Origin of the sequence: Serratia sp. ME47 (genome assembly GCF_903970925.1) — a bacterium.
Lineage (GTDB): Bacteria > Pseudomonadota > Gammaproteobacteria > Enterobacterales > Enterobacteriaceae > Serratia > Serratia ureilytica.
In genome coordinates this window covers 24,722-40,998 of record NZ_CAJCKE010000033.1, presented here as the reverse complement: position 1 = coordinate 40,998, position 16,277 = coordinate 24,722, and the positions used below count along the sequence as shown (strand labels likewise).

Genomic DNA, 16,277 nt, shown 5'->3' with positions numbered 1-16,277 from the left:
CTGTTGGTAGAGCATCTCCTTTACACGGAGGGGGTCGGCGGTTCGAGCCCGTCATCACCCACCACTCTGCGGGTCGTTAGCTCAGTTGGTAGAGCAGTTGACTTTTAATCAATTGGTCGCAGGTTCGAATCCTGCACGACCCACCAATTCAGAAAAAAGCGCCTTTTGGCGCTTTTTTCGCATCTGCGCCTACCTGGCTCTGCCTTTATCTTCTTGCTGACATAGCCCACTGAGTCGTGCGGGTGAGATCCTGCGTTCAGGTTCGAGCATCGCGCAGCGATATGACAACGCGCAGCGTTGCCCGTAGGGTGAGGCCACAGGCCGAATCAATCCTGCACGACCCACCAATTCAGAAAAAAGCGCCTTTTGGCGCTTTTTTCGTTTCTGTAACACCCAAACCTGACTTATCCTCTTGCCAACAGAGTTTACCGAGTTGTGCAGGATGAGAACCGTAGAGGTTCGAGCATCGCGCAGTGATACGACAACGCGCAGCGTTGCCGGTAGGGTGAGGCCACAAGCCGAATCAATCCTGCACGACCCACCCATTCAGAAAAAAGCGCCTTTGGCGCTTTTTTCGCCTCTGCAGTACCCCAACCTGAATCCCTGCTTTCTCGTTTCAACTCTGCGCCAATCGGCATCCGGATCTTCCCTGGGCGTTATGCGTCTTCGCCAGGCCATTATCCGCTGTGTTCTGCGCAGCTCATTCCAGTGTTTTTAATCCATTAAACACTAAGTGCGCAAATTTGAAAATATCAGCGGACTTTTCGCGCAATTTTAGGTATTTTGTTTAGTATATAAAACGAAGGGCGTTGCGGCAGGCGATATTCAAATGGCAGGCGCCCAGCCTAGCATGAGATTGCAGCGATGAGTGAAATGTTTGATGTCAACGCGGCGGTGTATCCTTTCCCGCCCAAACCGGTACCGCTGGACGTAGCGGAAAAAGCCTTTTATCGCGAAAAGATCAAAACCTTGCTCAAGCAGCGCAATGCGGTGATGGTCGCCCACTACTATACCGATCCGGAAATCCAGGCGCTGGCGGAAGAAACCGGTGGCTGCGTGGCGGATTCGCTGGAAATGGCGCGCTTCGGCAGCGCCCATCCGGCTTCCACGTTGTTGGTGGCCGGCGTGCGCTTCATGGGGGAGACCGCCAAGATCCTCAGCCCGGAAAAACAGGTGCTGATGCCGACCCTGTTTGCCGAATGTTCGCTTGACCTGGGTTGCCCGGAAGAGGAGTTCCATGCGTTTTGCGATAGCCATCCCGATCGCACCGTGGTGGTCTATGCGAACACCTCGGCGGCGGTCAAAGCGCGCGCCGACTGGGTGGTGACCTCCAGCATCGCCGTCGAACTGATCGAGCATCTGGATAGTCTGGGCGAGAAAATTATCTGGGCGCCGGATCGCCATCTCGGCAGCTACGTGCAGAAGCAGACCGGCGCTGACGTGCTGTGCTGGCAAGGCGCCTGCATTGTCCATGACGAGTTCAAGACCCAGGCGCTGCGGCGCATGAAGGCGCTCTATCCGCAGGCGGCTATCCTGGTGCATCCCGAATCGCCTCAGGCGGTGGTCGAGCTGGCGGATGCGGTGGGGTCTACCAGCCAGTTGATTCAGGCGGCGAAAACATTGCCGCATCAACAGCTGATCGTCGCTACCGATCGCGGTATCTTTTACAAGATGCAGCAGGCCTGTCCGGACAAGGAGCTGTTCGAAGCGCCGACCGCCGGAGAAGGCGCGACCTGCCGCAGCTGCGCGCATTGCCCGTGGATGGCGATGAATGGCCTGAAGGCGATTGCCGAAGGTCTGGAGCAGGGGGGCGCACAGCATGAGATCCACGTGGACGCCGCGCTGCGTGAAAAGGCGCTGGTGCCGCTGAACCGCATGCTGGATTTCGCCGCTCAGCTTAAGATGCAGGTTAAAGGCAACGCTTAACCGTTTAAAAGGATGACCTCATGAGCTTCTTCAGTACCAGCAATATTCTGGTGCACATTCCGCTTGGCGCGGGCGGTTACGATCTGTCGTGGATCGAAGCCATCGGCACGCTGTTCGGATTGCTGTGCATCTGGTACGCCAGCAAGGAAAAAATCGTCAACTACCTGTTCGGCCTGATCAACGTCACGCTGTTCGCGGTGATTTTCTTCCAGATCCAGCTGTACGCCAGCCTGCTGCTGCAGCTGTTTTTCTTCGGCGCCAATATTTACGGTTGGTATGCCTGGAGCCGCCAGACGCAGGATAATCAGGCTGAGCTGCAGATCCGCTGGCTGCCGCTGCCGAAAGCGCTGGCTTGGGCGGCGGTGTGCGTCATCGGCATTGGCCTGATGACCTTTAACATCGACCGCGTGTTCGCCTGGCTGACGCAGATTGCGGTGGCGGTGATGCAAGGGCTGGGGCTGAACGTACAGATGCCGTCGCTGCAGCCGGACGCCTTCCCGTTCTGGGATTCGGCGATGATGGTGCTGTCCATCGTGGCGATGATCCTGATGACGCGCAAGTACGTGGAAAACTGGCTGCTGTGGGTGGTGATCGATGTCATCAGCGTGGCGATCTTCGCTTACCAGGGCGTTTACGCGATGGCGCTGGAGTACGTCATTCTGACGCTGATCGCGCTGAACGGCTCCTGGCTGTGGATCAAGAGCGCCGGGCGCAACCATTCCAATCCGTTATCTTCCGCTCCGTAACAACGCAGAGGGCGCCGTGATGGCGCCCTCTTGGCTTAGTGGCGATGCCCCAGGTGTGAATGCGCTTCGGCATGTGAGTGTTCACTCGGCTCCGGCGCCCGATTGATACCGCAGTCCGGCGTCTCGCAGTGCCGGTACTCCATCTGAATGGTCACGTGGCCGATCTTGTAGTGTTCCAACAGATAAGCCTGGATGCGTTGCAACAGCCCATCGTGGTCATGTGGCGGGATGACCTGCGCATGCAGCGTCATCAGCTTCTGTTCGCCGATCTGCCAGACGTGTACGTGGTGGATATTGCGCACTTCCGGGATGTTCAGGCACAGGTCTTTTTGCAGCTTGGCGATATCGACCTCCTGCGGCGTGCCTTCCAGCAGCTCGTGGAAGCTCTCCTTCAGCAGCCGCCAGGCGCTGCGCAGCACCAGACAGGAGACCAACACCGACAGGATCGGGTCAATCGGCGTCCAGCCGGTGGCGAGAATAACGATGGCCGCGACGATAGCGCCCACCGAGCCGAGCAGGTCGCCCAGCACATGCAGCGCGGCGGCGCGCACGTTGATATTTTTCTCTTCGCTGCCGCGATGCAGCAGCCAGAAGGCGAACAGGTTCGCCAGCAGCCCCGCTATGGCGATGATCAGCATCGGGGTACCCATCACCGGCTGCGGTTCGAAGAAACGCCGTATCGCCTCCCACAGGATGAATACCACGATCACCAGCAGCGCCGCGGCGTTGAGGAAGGCCGCCAGCGTGGTCAGGCGCAGGTAGCCGAAGGTGTGGCGCGCGTTGGGTTTACGCTGGGAGAAGTGCACCGCCATCAGCGCCACCAGCAGCGCGGCGGCGTCGGTCAACATATGGCCGGCGTCGGCCAACAGCGCCAGCGAGCCGGACAACAGGCCGCCGACCACCTCGGCCACCATAAAGACGGCGGTGACTAAAAAAGCGGTCAGTAGGCGTTTACTATTACTGTCTTTCGGCAGGTGTACGTGTGGAGTGTCCGACATTATTCATCCTTATGCATAGCGAAAGAGGGGGCGGCGGCGAGCAGAGCGTCCAGCTCCGGTTCTATCTGCGCCACTAACGCCTTTAATTTAGTATAAGCGGCGGCGGCAAGCTCGCCCCGATGTGCGGTATCCACCAGCTGTTGGCACAGCTGCGCGGCTTCCGGCAGCTGCAGCATCAGCAGGCTGCCCTTGATGCGGTGTGCCGCCTGCTCCAGGCGAGGCCAGTCGTTCGCGGCGACGGCGTCCGCGAGCCGCTGCCGGTCTTGCCGCAGCGTATCGCCGAGCGTCTGCGCCAGCCGCTGCAGCATGGCGCGATCGCCGCCCGCCATGTCGGCCAGCGTTTGCCGTAGGTCAGTAAGGACTGACTTTTCTTCCTGAGCCTGCGGTTGCTGAGCCAATACCTGGCCGATCGCCGTCAGCGAAATCGGCTTGGTCAGGAAGTGATCGATCGCCACCAGCCCCGGCGGGATGCGGGTAAACTCCTGCACGTCCGCCGAACAGAGCACGATGCGGCAAGGTGGGCGCTGCAGCCGCTGTTCGTCGCGCCGGATCAGCCTGGCCAGCGTCAGGCCGTCCGGGCGCGGCATGTTATAGTCGATAAACAGCAGGTCAAACGGCTGCCGGCGCTGGGCCTTCAGCAGCGCATAGCCTTGTTCGAAGCGGGCGGGTTGCTGCCCGAAGTGGCGCAGTTGGCGTTCCAGCAGCAACAAATTGGTGGGATGATCGTCGATCAGCGCGGTACGCAAGGCGGAAGACGGCAGAGCAAAGGTGTGCTCCTCCTGAGCGCCAGCCGGCGCGTCGCCGCTCAGCTCGACCGGTATCACTACCTCGACGCGGGTGCCGACGCCCGGCTGCGAGTGCAGCTCTATGCGGCCGCCCATCTGTTCGACGATTTCTTTGCAGATAGACAGGCCCAAACCGGTGCCTTGCACCGAGATGCGTTGCGCGCCGCGCGCGCGGTAAAACGGTTGAAACAGCTTGCCTACCTCATCGGCGGCGATGCCGCAGCCGCTGTCGTTCACCGTTAACTGCAACTCTCCCCGTCGTTCATCCTGCGCGCGCCAGCCGACCTCGACCTGAATGGTTCCGCGCGTCGTGAACTTTATCGCATTGTTTATCAGGTTGTTAGCCACCTGAAGTAAACGCTCACCATCAATGACCACCGCCTCCGGCAGCGCCGGATCTGCCGTCACCTTCAACGTCAACGGCCGTTCGCCGATAAGCGGCCGGTAAAGGGCGTCAATGCGAGCGACCCAGGGGCGCAGCGCCACCGGTTTTGGCGCCAACGTCAACGACCCGGTTTCCAGTCGGGCGTGATCCTGCAGGTCGTTGAGCAGGTTGAGCAGCGATGAGGCCGAACTGTAAATCACCGGCAGGCCTTCCGGCGCAGGTTGGCGTTTGAGTTCCAGTTCCAGCAGGCCAAGGATGGCGTGCATCGGCGTGCGCAGTTCATGGCTGACGGTGGCGAGGAATTTGCTCTTCATGCGGTTTTCCGCTTCGGCGCGGCGGCGCGCCTGCTCGAGCTCCTCGCGTTCGCGTTTTTCACGGCGCTGCAGCATGAAACGGCGCAGCGTCAGCGCCAACAGCAACACGGTGGCGGCGGCCAACAGCGCCAGCAGCCAGGTGGTCTGCGGCGGCATGCGGTTGTCGTTCACCGCGTCGATAAGGTTGCTGCGGTCGACGATCCACTCGTCGCGCAGCGATTGCAGGGTATCCGCCGGGATCTGCATCAGGTTTTTATCGAGGATCGCCAGCAGCAGCGGCTGATCGCGGCGTACGCCGAACGCTACCGGATAGGGGATGTTGTTGGCGGCGAAGGCCAGTTTGATCGCGCCGGAATAGCGCGACAGCGCCAAAAAGTTGGCGGAAATGACGTTATCCACCAGCGCATCCAACTGGCCGTTGGCCAGCGCGTCGTACATCGACTTGCTGTCGGCGAAGCTGACGGTCTGTTCCTGATCCGGCACCAGCCCCTGAGCCAAATCGCCCTGCAGCACGCCGATGCGCTTGCCGGCCAGATCGCTCCAGGTCGAGACGCCGTTGGCATACTGGCCGACGTAAACGCCCCACAGCGAACGGTGGATCGGCATGCTGGCGCCATAGCGCGCCTTGACGCCGCGCGCCAGCGGCAGGGCGGCGCGGAAGCTGGCCTGGCCGGATTGCACCAGCTGATCGGCCTGCTCGGCGTTGCGCGCCCACAGCGGCGCGAAACGCAGCCCGGTGTTTTGCGCGATGATGTTGAGAATATCGATGGCGTAGCCGCGCGGCTGGCCGTCGGAACCGCGGTAGGCGAACGGGAAGTTGTTCTCGATGGCGGCGTAGTAAACCACGCGGTGGCTCGCCACCCAATTCTTCTCCATCGTCGTCAGATCGGCATTGCCGGTATCGAGGTAGCTGGGGATCTTTTTGCTCCAGCGGCTCTGCAGGGCATTCATCAGTTCCATCGGCGCGTCGGCGATGGCGGTGTCCAGCGTGTCTATCAGGCGCGGGTCGGCGGCGGCGAACACGAAGGAGAGATTGCCCAGGTTCTCGTTGCTTTCAATTTGATAGAGCTGGCCGAGCTGCAGCTGGTCGATGATAAAGCTGGCGCTGGCCTCGTCGGCGATAAAGTAGTCGCTGCTGCCGTTGAGCAGCGAATAGACCGCCTGCAGGTTGTTGTCGTAGCGCTGGATCTGCGACGCCACCGCCTGCAGGGCGCCGCCGGACTGCATGTCGGTCAGCGCGCCGATCGCGACGCGGGCGTTGGCGGAATTGAGCATCACCGGCCTATCGTTGCTGCGATCGCGCAATACGCGCAGGTTGCTGATGTAGTAAGGCTGGGAGATCTCCAGCCCGTGCAGCGCTTCGCTCTGCGGGATGCCGTACAGCAGATCGACCTTGCCGTCGTGCAGCGCCTGTTCCAGCTGGGTCAGATCGGCGAAGCCGTAAATGGCGAAGCGGATGCCGGTCACCTGCTGAATATAGCCGAGGTAGTCGGCGTTCAGCCCATACAGATCGTCGTCCACGATGATGTTGTACGGGCTGGTGTTCTCACTGATGATGCCGACGCGCAGCGTGCGATCGCGCCAGGGATTTTTCTCGCCGACGATCAGCATATTCTCGGGGGTATTCAGGTTGCTGACCAGCTGATAGCGCACCGGCTCCGCCGCCTGCGCCAGGCCGCACCACAGGATCAGCAGCAGCAGGGCGCGGCGCATCATGGCGCCAGCTCTTTAAACACCGCCACCAGTTCCAGCAGGTTGCCGGCGCCGGTTTTGCGCTGGATGTTTTTTTTGTGCGTGCTGACAGTCTTGTTGCTGATGTGCAGCCGGTCGGCGATCTGCAGGTTGGACAGCCCCTGGCTCAGCAAACCCAGCACCTCGAGCTCCTTGGGCGTGAGCAGCCCGCCGTCCGCGGTCGGCGCTTCTTCGGCCAGCGCGGCGGCGGGGAAACTGGCTTCACCGTCCAGCACCTGCTCGATCGCCAGCACCAACTCCGCCAGCGAGCTGCCTTTATTGACGAAACCGTCGGCGCCGGCGGCATGCGCCATGCGCGCATAGACATCGGCTTCCTGCGCGGTGTAGATCAGGATCTTTTGTTGCGGATAGCGTCGGCGGATTTTTTTCAACAGCTGCAGCCCGTCGACCTGCGGCAGGCCGATATCCAGGATCACCAGGCCGAAAGCGGCCTCGGCCAGCAGGGCCAGCGCCTGTACGTCATCCTGCGCCGCCTGCAGGCGGTAGGGGCGGGATGATTTCATTAGCGCCGCTTCCAGTGCGACATGAACCACCGGGTGGTCATCAACTAATAGCAGAGAGGGCATGTTCAACTCGGGTCACTTTATATTCTGATCGCTAGCATAGCGAAAAAGGAGGCTCTGCGCTCGCCAGATGAAACAGCACAATCTGCTGTTAATTTGGCGGTTCCAGCGGCGGGGGGCAAAGGTGATTTACAGCGCCATTCTCACAGGCTAGATTGTTGGGATCTACACCGTTACGCACTGCGAAATACCCCACGATACCGAATGGAAAAGCTATGAATTACCAAAACGACGATTTACGCATTAATGATATTAAGGAACTCCTGCCGCCGGTGGCTTTGCTGGAGAAATTCCCGGCCACTGAACGCGCGGCAAAGACGGTGTCCCAGGCCCGCAGCGCAATTCACAATATCCTCCGCGGCAGCGACGATCGCCTGCTGGTGGTAATTGGCCCTTGCTCCATCCATGATACCCAAGCCGCCAAAGAGTACGCGGGGCGCCTGCTGGCGCTGCGTGAAGAACTGAGCGGCGAGCTGGAAGTGGTGATGCGCGTGTACTTCGAAAAACCGCGCACCACCGTGGGCTGGAAAGGCCTGATCAACGATCCGCAAATGGACAACAGCTTCAACATCAACGACGGCCTGCGCCTGGCGCGCAAGCTGCTGGTGGAGATCAACGACAGCGGGTTGCCGGCCGCCGGCGAATTCCTCGACATGATCACGCCGCAGTACCTGGCGGATCTGATGAGCTGGGGCGCCATCGGCGCGCGCACCACGGAATCGCAGGTGCACCGTGAACTGGCCTCCGGTCTCTCTTGCCCGGTCGGCTTCAAGAACGGCACCGACGGCACCATCAAGGTGGCGATCGACGCCATCAACGCCGCCGGCGCGCCGCACTGCTTCCTGTCGGTGACCAAATGGGGCCACTCGGCGATCGTTAACACCAGCGGCAACGGTGACTGCCACATTATCCTGCGCGGCGGCAAGGAGCCAAACTACAGCGCGGCGCATGTGAAGGACGTCAAAGCCGGTTTGAGCAAAGCGGGGTTGCCGGCGCAGGTGATGATCGACTTCAGCCATGCCAACAGCAGCAAACAGTTCAAAAAACAGATGGACGTGAGCGCCGATGTTTGCGGGCAAATTGGCGGCGGTGAAAAAGCGATTATCGGTGTAATGATCGAAAGCCACCTGGTGGAAGGCAACCAGAGCCTCGAAAGCGGCGAGCCGCTGGTTTACGGCAAGAGCGTCACTGACGGCTGCATCGGCTGGCAGGATACCGAAACCGTGCTGCGCGATCTGGCGGCGGCGGTGAAAGCGCGCCGCGGTTAATCGCGTAAAGAGGGGCTCGCCAGCGGGCCCTTTTTCTATTTACCTTAAAATTTTATATCTCCTGTCAATTTAAGGCCTACAGTCAATAGGCTTATTAAATCTTTAAGCGGCCGTATTCGCATTATTCCTATTTAATAAAAGAATAATTGTCACCGCTCTCGGCATTGTGCTTATATAAGACGCTTTTTTATTCCATAAACCCCGCAGGCCTAATAAGTGGGGAGTGGTATGACCTATTCCTTTCAGGACGAAAGAATTATGACAAACAATACCTCGCAGCCGCTGGGGCTGCATCGGATTAAATTCCATGGGAAAGGTGGTGAGTACTTCGCTATTTGGTTAGTCAACGCGTTATTGACCGCTCTGACCCTGGGCATCTATTCCGCCTGGGCGACGGTGCGTCGTCGTCGCTATTTTTACGGCAACACGGAATTGGACGGCGATCGTTTCGATTATCATGCGCAGCCGCTGCAAATTCTGAAAGGACGGCTGTTGGTGATCGGCGGCATCATCGTATTTTATTTCCTGCTGGCGGTGACGCCATTGCTGGGGCTGTTGGCGCTGCTGGTATTGCTTGCCCTGCTGCCGTGGATTGTTATCCGCAGCTGGCGTTACAATGCGATTATGTCGAGCTATCGCGGCGTGCGCTTTAATTATGTCTGCCGCACCGGGCGCGCCTATTGGGCTTTGCTGTTCTGCCCGTTATTGCTGATTATCGGACTGTATGTCGGTCTGATCGTCTTGCTCGGCATTGGCAGCGGTCTTGGCAGCGTCAACGCCATCGCATTTATGCTGGTGCTGACGCTGATTTTGGCTGTGCCGGCATTTGCGGCGGTAAACGGCATTATTAGCGCACTGCAGCATGATTTGTACGTTAATAACCTGTTTTTCGGGAACACGCCGTTTATTGCCGAACTGAAGAAATCGGCCTTTATCAAATTTGCCTTGATCGGCCTGCTCATATTCCTGCCGTTCATGTTGGTCGCGCTGGTGTGCATCGGTTCGTTCTTCTTTACCCTCTATCAGATGGTGTTGATGGGCATGTTGACCAACGAAGCCATCGATGTGCTGGTGCTGGACAATATCAGCAGCCTTCTGCTGATGATGGTGGTGCTGCTGATCGGTGCCCTGGTGGCCAGCAGCTACCAGGTTGTCGCCCAACGCAACTACCTGTTTAACCAGGCAAGGCTGAACGGCGACATCAAGCTGCATTCCTCAATGAAAACGCTGCCGTACATGGGATTGTTGATCACCAATACCCTGATTACCCTGTTCTCGCTCGGTTTGGCGGCGCCGGTGGCGGAAGTGCGTCATGCCCGTTATCTGGCGGCGTGCACGGCGGTTGAAGGCGATCTGGCGCTGCTGGAAATTACGGCGCATCAGGAAACCGCCAACAGCGCGGTGGCCGAAGAAGCGGTGCAGGCGCTGGATCTGGGCGGCAGCTTCTGAGGCGCCGATGATCCTTGAAGGCGCTTATCAGTTGCCGGGGCGGGCCGCACGTGAGGCGGCTCGTCTGCTGGTGAACGAAAGCGGCGAAGGCGTGACGCTGCAGCGGCAGGATGAACAGCGTTACATCCCGCTGACGGACATCACCGTTTCTGCCGCGCTGGGCAATATTCCGCTGACGCTCACCTTCAAGGGGGGCGGGCGCTTTGTGCCCGACGACGACGCGGCCTTTCGCCGCTGGTTCTATCAGCGCCGTTCGCCGGGGTGGGTGCATCGCCTGGAACGCCATAAACGCGGCGTCGCCCTGGCGCTGCTGATGACGCTGCTGGCGGTAGTGGCTTACGTTTACGTGGTGCTGCCGTGGGCGAGCAGCGAGATCGCCATGCGCATCCCCACCTCGGTGGAACAGAAGCTGGGCGAACATACGCAGACGTTCTTGGAGCAGAGCGGCTTCGCGCCCTCGGCACTGCCGGCCGAGCGGCAACGGGCGCTGCAGCAGCTGTTCCGGCAGGTGATGCCGGCCGACATGCGCCAAGAGCGCACGCCGCTCTCGCTGAAGTTGATGGCGGCGCCCGGCGCGCCGAACGCCTTTATGTTGCCGGACGGCACGCTGGTGCTCAGCGATAGCCTGGTCACCTTGTCGAAAAACGACGATGGCTTGGCGGCGGTGATGCTGCACGAAATGGGGCATCACGCTTATCGCCATCCGATGCGCATGTTGGTGCGCTCGTCACTGGTGGCATTGACGCTGATGTGGATGACGGGTGACGTCAGCGGCATCGGCGACACGTTGCTGCAGTCCGCATCTTTCGTAAATGAGATGCAGTTTTCTCGCGGGATGGAGCGTGAGGCGGATGCGTTTGCGATAGCGGAAATGCAGCGCCAGGGGCGTTCGCTGGCGGAAATGGCGGCGATCTACCGCGCGTTGGCACAGGCGCCTGAACGAGAGAAGACCGATGACTGGGCGCTGCCTGCCTGGCTCAGCACTCATCCGGCGATGCAGGAACGGCTGGATGCGGTAAATGAGGCGATGGTGCAGCAGAAATAAAAAAGCCCCCGGTGAAAACCGGGGGCTTTTTCGTGAACGGGCGAAATTACTTCGCTTTACCCTGGTTCGCCACGGCCGCCGCTTTTGCAGCGATCTCATCGGCGTTACCCAGGTAGTAACGTTTGGTTGGTTTGAAGTTCTCGTCGAACTCATACACCAACGGCACGCCGGTTGGGATGTTCAGCTCGAGAATTTCGTCTTCGCTCAGGTTATCCAGGTATTTCACCAGCGCGCGCAGCGAGTTGCCGTGCGCCGCAACGATCACGCGCTCGCCGCTCTTGATGCGTGGCAGGATCTCTTCGTCCCAGTAAGGGATAACGCGATCGATGGTCAGCGCCAGGCTTTCGGTCAGCGGCAGCTCTTGCTCGCTCAGTGAAGCGTAGCGCGGATCGTGGCCAGGGTAACGTTCGTCTTCTTTGGTCAGCTCCGGCGGGGTCACCGCGAAGCCGCGACGCCATTGTTTTACCTGCTCGTCGCCGTATTTTTCAGCGGTTTCCGCTTTGTTCAGACCCTGCAGCGCGCCGTAGTGGCGTTCGTTCAGCTTCCAGGATTTTTCGGTTGGCAACCAGGCCTGATCCAGCTCGTCGAGGATGTTCCACAGGGTGTGGATCGCGCGCTTCAGTACGGAGGTGTAAGCGAAGTCGAAAGTGAAACCTTCTTCTTTCAACAGCTTGCCTGCTGCTTTCGCTTCGGTGCGGCCCTTGTCGGACAGATCAACATCATACCAACCGGTGAAGCGGTTTTCTTGGTTCCACTGGCTTTCGCCGTGACGCACCAGAACCAGCTTAGTTACAGCCATAGCTTAACTCCTTAATAATCTGACATTTCAATGATAACGAAAATCATTATATTGCCGCGGGCCGGGGCTCGGCAATCGATAGTGTCTAACCATAGCCAATTTCTTGCCGCAAAGTAAGGGCTGGAGAAAGGAAAAAGCTGAATCGTTCAGCCTGAGGCGGAAGGGTGAGAAACGGCGCGTCGGAATCGCTTCGGACGCGCCGTGGCAGAGGGAAAATCAGGCCGATTTTTTCAGGCAGTTGCTCATGAAGGTTTTACGCGCGTCGCCCTTCAGATTCTTGGTCTTGGCGTCGGCGTTGCAGGTTTTCATCTTCTGCTGCTGCGGCGTCAGGGTTTTGCCCGTCGCAGCGGCGCCTTCGGATTTCAGACAGGTGCTCATAAAGGTGGAGCGATCCGCGCCTTTCAGCGACTTGGTGGATGCCTGCTGGTTGCAATCGGTCATGCGTTTCTGTTGGGCCGCCTGCGCCGGCGAAGGCGTTTTTGTCGCCGTCGTCGCGTCGGCCGCCATCAGATTGGTGCTCAGCATTAAGCCCGCCAGCAATGGAAGTGCAGTAATCAGACGCATAGGTGTTCCTTCAGCTATTGATTGGCCGCCATCGGCCGAAAATTGTGACGTTGCACAAGGCGTTGTGCTTATCACGGTAGCCTGAGTGTAGTGCGCGCTTTGGAATAAGGAAAGGTGGGCGCCGGCGGGGGGATAGCGCTAAAAGGTAAGCATTTATAACAAATCGCCCCCGGCCGCACGGCGAGGGGCATGGCGGGTTAGATAGGATAAAACTGATAATGCGTGGCGCTGCGGTAGCGGTTCCCCGGCTGCAGCCAGCAATCCGGCTGCGGCCATTCGGGATGGTGTGGGCTGTCCGGCAAAAACTCGCTTTCCAGCGCCACGCCGGCATGGTTGGCATAGCTGCCGCCGTCGCGCGCCGGCGTGCCGGCCAGAAAATTGCCGCTGTAGAGTTGCAGCGCAGGGGCGTCGGTGAACACGCTCATTTGCACCTGCCCGTCGGCGGACCATAAATGGGCCGCCGGGCTTTCCAGCGCGCCGCAGATGCGGTGCAACAGAAAGGCGTGATCGTAGCCGTTGACCCGCTGTTGGTCGCGATCGCGCAGGAAATCCTGCAGCAGCGTTTTCGGTTGACGAAAATCCATACCGCTGCCGTCCACCGGCGTCAGCTCGGCGCAGGGAATGCCCTCGGCGTCGACGGGCAGATAGCGATCGGCGAACAGCTGCAGCCGTTGGGCGCGGGCGTCGGTGCCGGGGCCGTCCAGATTGAAATAGGCGTGGTTGGTCAGGTTGACCGGGCAGGGGCGATCGACCTGCGCCAGATAGCTGATTTCCAGACGATTATCGGGGGTCAGGCGGTAGCAAACCTGCACGTTGAGATTGCCGGGGAAGCCCTGATCGCCATCCGCTGAATGCAGCGTATAGCAGACCTGTTGCGCATCCTGCTGTACCCGGCGCCAGCGGCGGGCATGAAAACCGTCGGGGCCGCCGTGCAACTGGTGCGCGCCCTGATTGGCGAGCAGCGCATGGGATTTACCGTCGATGGGCAGGCTGGCATTGGCGATGCGGTTGGCGTAACGGCCAACGGTGGCGCCCAGATAGGCGCCCTGACGTTGATAGTCCGCGGCGCTGCGGCAGCCGAGCAGCAGCTCGCGTTTTTCGCCGGATGTGAGCGGCAGTACCGCGGACAACCAGGTGGCGCCCCAGTCCATCAGGGTGACGGTCATGCCGCCGGCGTTTTGCAGCCGCGTCAGCTGGTAAGGCTGCCCATCGGGCGCCGCTTCCGTGCTCACCGTCAGCATGTGCCGGCCCCCTGCGAAGCCTGGCAGACGTAAAACGTTTCCCGCAATCCGCCGGTTTGCAGCGGATACTCGTGCGCCACGGCGGCGCGCACCGTTTCCACGAGGTCCTGCGGCATCAGCGCGACGATGCAGCCGCCAAAGCCGCCTCCGGTCATGCGCACGCCGCCGCGCGGGCCGAGGATCGCTTTGACAATCTCGACCAACCGATCGATTGGCGGCACGGTGATTTCGAAGTCGTCACGCATCGAGGCGTGGGACTCCGCCATCAGCCGGCCCATGCGTTGCAGCTCGCCGGCCGCCAGCGCATCGGCCGCCGCCAGCGTGCGGGCATTCTCGCTGATGACATGGCGCGCGCGTTTGGCCACCAACGGATCCAACTCATGTTGACGCGCTGCAAACTGTTCGGGGCTGACGTCGCGCAGCGCCTTGACGCCGAAGAAATGCGCCGCTTCTTCGCACTGTTTGCGGCGGGTGTTGTATTCGCTGTCCACCAGCCCGCGTTGCACATTGGAGTTGATGATCACCACCGCCACGCTGTCCGGCATCGGCACCGCGCGGGTCTCCAGCGAGCGGCAGTCGATCAGCAGAGCGCTGTCGCGCCGGCCGAGTGCGGAGATCAACTGGTCCATGATGCCGCAGTTGCAACCGACGAATTGGTTCTCCGCCTCCTGGCCGTTCAGCGCCAGCGCCACGCCGTCCAGCGGCAGCTGATAGAGCGCCTGCAGCGCCTGGCCCACCGCCACTTCCAGCGCGGCGGAGGAGCTGAGCCCCGCGCCCTGCGGCACATTGCCGGCGATCACCAGATCCGCGCCGCCGAAATCGGCGTTACGGCGCTGAAGGTGCTTCACCACGCCGCGGACATAGTCGGACCAGCGCTGGTCGGGATGGCTGACGATCGGATCGTCGAGCGAGAATTGATCCTGCTGATTCTGATAATCGGCGGCCAGCACGCGGATCTGACGGTCGTCGCGCTTGGCGCAGGCGATAACGGTTTGGTAATCAATGGCGCAGGGCAGCACGAAGCCGTCATTGTAATCGGTATGCTCGCCGATCAGGTTCACCCGCCCCGGCGCCTGGATGGTCAACGCCGGCGCATAGCCGAAGTGTTCGGTAAACAGGGAATGGGTAAGCGGTTTCAGGCTCATGCTTGGGCTCCGGCTTCACGGTAATGAATATCGCTGACGGCGCGCAGACGCTCTGCGGCCTGTTCGGCGGTCAGGTCACGCTGGGTTTCCGCCAGCATCTCGTAACCGACCATAAATTTGCGCACGCTGGCTGAACGCAGCAGCGGCGGATAGAAATGGGCGTGCAGCTGCCAGTGCCGGTTGTCGGCGCCGTTGAACGGCGCGCCGTGCCATCCCATCGAATAGGGGAACGAGCACTGGAACAGGTTGTCGTAGCGGCTGGTCAACTTCTTCAGCGCCAGCGCCAGATCGCGGCTCTGCGCCGCGCTGAGATCGGTGATGCGCTGCACCGCCGTTTTCGGCAGCAGCAGCGTTTCAAACGGCCAGGCGGCCCAGTAGGGCACCACCGCCAGCCAGTGTTCGGTGTTCACCACGATGCGTTCGCCTGCGGCCAGCTCGCGCTGCGCATAGTCCTGCAGCAGCGGGGAGGCATGTTCCCGGAAATAGTCGTGTTGCAGGCGATCTTCGCGTTCGGCCTCGTTCGGCAGAAAACTGTTGGCCCAGACCTGCCCGTGCGGGTGCGGGTTGGAGCAGCCCATCGCCGCGCCTTTGTTTTCGAACAGTTGCACCCAGGGGTAGTGCTTGCCCAGCTCCTCGGTTTGCGCCTGCCAGGCGGCGATCACCTGCTCCAGCGCCGACAGCGTCAGTTCGGGCAGGGTCTTGCTGTGATCGGGAGAGAAGCAGATAACCCGGCTGACGCCGCGCGCGCTCTGGCTGCGCATCAGCGGATCGTGGCTGTCGGGCGCCGGCGGCGTATCGCTCATCAGCGCGGCGAAATCGTTGGTAAAGACATAGGTGCCGCGATATTCCGGATTGCGATCGCCGGTGACGCGCGCGTTGCCCGGGCACAGGAAACAGTCGGGATCGTGCGCCGGCAGCGTTGCCGTGGGGACGCTCTCCTGTTGGCCCTGCCAGGGGCGCTTGGCGCGGTGCGGTGAGACCAGCACCCACTGGCCGCTCAGCGGGTTAAAGCGGCGGTGCGGATGGTCGATAGGGTTAAATTCCGTCATACGGTTCCTTTCTTGGCGTCGACGAGGGTGTAATCGCTTCCAATTACCGTCTTGATACGCCCATTGCTGAACAGGGAGTGGTCAATGCGCAAAAAGATAGCATGGCTACAGCGATAAAAAGGTGATCCAACGCGAAAAATGGAATCGTTTACACTTCGGTGAAAAGCGCCAGACAGGCGGTGTAAAGCAGCATGCAAAGCGGTTGATGGCGGGGCGGTGAGGCGCTTGTGATAGCGTTTTCATCCAGC

At 60.4% G+C, this 16,277-nt stretch carries 13 protein-coding genes, 1 tRNA gene and 2 other RNA genes; 8 read left to right on the top strand and 8 right to left on the bottom strand.

Features of this window, described 5'->3' with window-relative positions:
- The first annotated feature begins 70 nt into the window (after positions 1-70).
- The 5 genes from H7A77_RS22750 to pnuC all read left to right on the top strand — a co-directional run bounded on the left by H7A77_RS22750 (position 71) and on the right by pnuC (position 2,672).
- Positions 71-146, top strand: a tRNA-Lys gene (locus H7A77_RS22750).
- Between the two features lie 76 nt (positions 147-222).
- Positions 223-347, top strand: a non-coding RNA gene (locus H7A77_RS22745) — RtT sRNA.
- Between the two features lie 74 nt (positions 348-421).
- Positions 422-544, top strand: a non-coding RNA gene (locus H7A77_RS22740) — RtT sRNA.
- A 320-nt stretch (positions 545-864) separates the two neighbouring features.
- The gene (nadA, locus tag H7A77_RS22735) at positions 865-1,926 is read left to right on the top strand and encodes a quinolinate synthase NadA (protein WP_015376982.1); all 1,062 of its coding nucleotides are present in this window, start codon (positions 865-867) and stop codon (positions 1,924-1,926) included.
- 20 nt (positions 1,927-1,946) lie between these two features.
- Complete coding sequence (pnuC, locus tag H7A77_RS22730) at positions 1,947-2,672, top strand: nicotinamide riboside transporter PnuC (protein ID WP_072628166.1); 726 nt, start codon at positions 1,947-1,949, stop codon at positions 2,670-2,672.
- Between the two features lie 35 nt (positions 2,673-2,707).
- On the opposite strand, the gene zitB is transcribed toward pnuC, so the two are convergent.
- From zitB to H7A77_RS22715, 3 genes are read right to left on the bottom strand one after another with little or no spacing between them, the layout of a single operon-like run.
- The gene (zitB, locus tag H7A77_RS22725; protein WP_033642204.1) at positions 2,708-3,670 is read right to left on the bottom strand and encodes a CDF family zinc transporter ZitB; all 963 of its coding nucleotides are present in this window, start codon (positions 3,668-3,670) and stop codon (positions 2,708-2,710) included.
- Positions 3,670-6,870, bottom strand: a complete 3,201-nt coding sequence (locus H7A77_RS22720; protein ID WP_147880399.1) for a transporter substrate-binding domain-containing protein — start codon at positions 6,868-6,870, stop codon at positions 3,670-3,672. The genes zitB and H7A77_RS22720 overlap by 1 nt, the downstream gene beginning before the upstream one ends.
- Positions 6,867-7,472 (bottom strand): response regulator transcription factor, encoded by a 606-nt coding sequence (locus H7A77_RS22715; RefSeq protein ID WP_028127666.1) that lies wholly within the window; start codon positions 7,470-7,472, stop codon positions 6,867-6,869. Before H7A77_RS22715 ends, H7A77_RS22720 begins: the two co-directional genes overlap by 4 nt.
- A 212-nt stretch (positions 7,473-7,684) precedes the next feature.
- On the opposite strand from H7A77_RS22715, the gene aroG reads away from it, so the two are divergent.
- From aroG to H7A77_RS22700, 3 genes are all read left to right on the top strand, one after another.
- The gene (gene aroG / locus H7A77_RS22710; RefSeq protein WP_025301893.1) at positions 7,685-8,737 is read left to right on the top strand and encodes a 3-deoxy-7-phosphoheptulonate synthase AroG; all 1,053 of its coding nucleotides are present in this window, start codon (positions 7,685-7,687) and stop codon (positions 8,735-8,737) included.
- 258 nt (positions 8,738-8,995) lie between these two features.
- Positions 8,996-10,186, top strand: a complete 1,191-nt coding sequence (locus H7A77_RS22705; RefSeq protein ID WP_089191309.1) for a YjgN family protein — start codon at positions 8,996-8,998, stop codon at positions 10,184-10,186.
- A gap of 7 nt (positions 10,187-10,193) precedes the next feature.
- Positions 10,194-11,231 carry a M48 family metallopeptidase gene (locus H7A77_RS22700; protein WP_042783869.1) on the top strand — a complete coding sequence of 346 codons (1,038 nt, stop codon included), beginning with the start codon at positions 10,194-10,196 and terminating at the stop codon, positions 11,229-11,231.
- 46 nt (positions 11,232-11,277) lie between these two features.
- Here H7A77_RS22700 and gpmA read toward each other — a convergent pair whose 3' ends face one another.
- The 5 genes from gpmA to galT form a co-directional block, all read right to left on the bottom strand.
- Positions 11,278-12,030 carry a 2,3-diphosphoglycerate-dependent phosphoglycerate mutase gene (gene gpmA, locus H7A77_RS22695; RefSeq protein ID WP_016928714.1) on the bottom strand — a complete coding sequence of 251 codons (753 nt, stop codon included), beginning with the start codon at positions 12,028-12,030 and terminating at the stop codon, positions 11,278-11,280.
- A gap of 216 nt (positions 12,031-12,246) precedes the next feature.
- Complete coding sequence (locus tag H7A77_RS22690) at positions 12,247-12,594, bottom strand: PsiF family protein (protein WP_046896799.1); 348 nt, start codon at positions 12,592-12,594, stop codon at positions 12,247-12,249.
- Between the two features lie 197 nt (positions 12,595-12,791).
- Positions 12,792-13,835 (bottom strand): galactose-1-epimerase, encoded by a 1,044-nt coding sequence (gene galM, locus H7A77_RS22685; protein ID WP_182074691.1) that lies wholly within the window; start codon positions 13,833-13,835, stop codon positions 12,792-12,794.
- Complete coding sequence (gene galK / locus H7A77_RS22680) at positions 13,829-14,980, bottom strand: galactokinase (RefSeq protein ID WP_182074690.1); 1,152 nt, start codon at positions 14,978-14,980, stop codon at positions 13,829-13,831. The genes galM and galK overlap by 7 nt, the downstream gene beginning before the upstream one ends.
- The gene (gene galT / locus H7A77_RS22675) at positions 14,977-16,029 is read right to left on the bottom strand and encodes a galactose-1-phosphate uridylyltransferase (protein ID WP_182074689.1); all 1,053 of its coding nucleotides are present in this window, start codon (positions 16,027-16,029) and stop codon (positions 14,977-14,979) included. Before galT ends, galK begins: the two co-directional genes overlap by 4 nt.
- Positions 16,030-16,277: the final 248 nt, after the last annotated feature.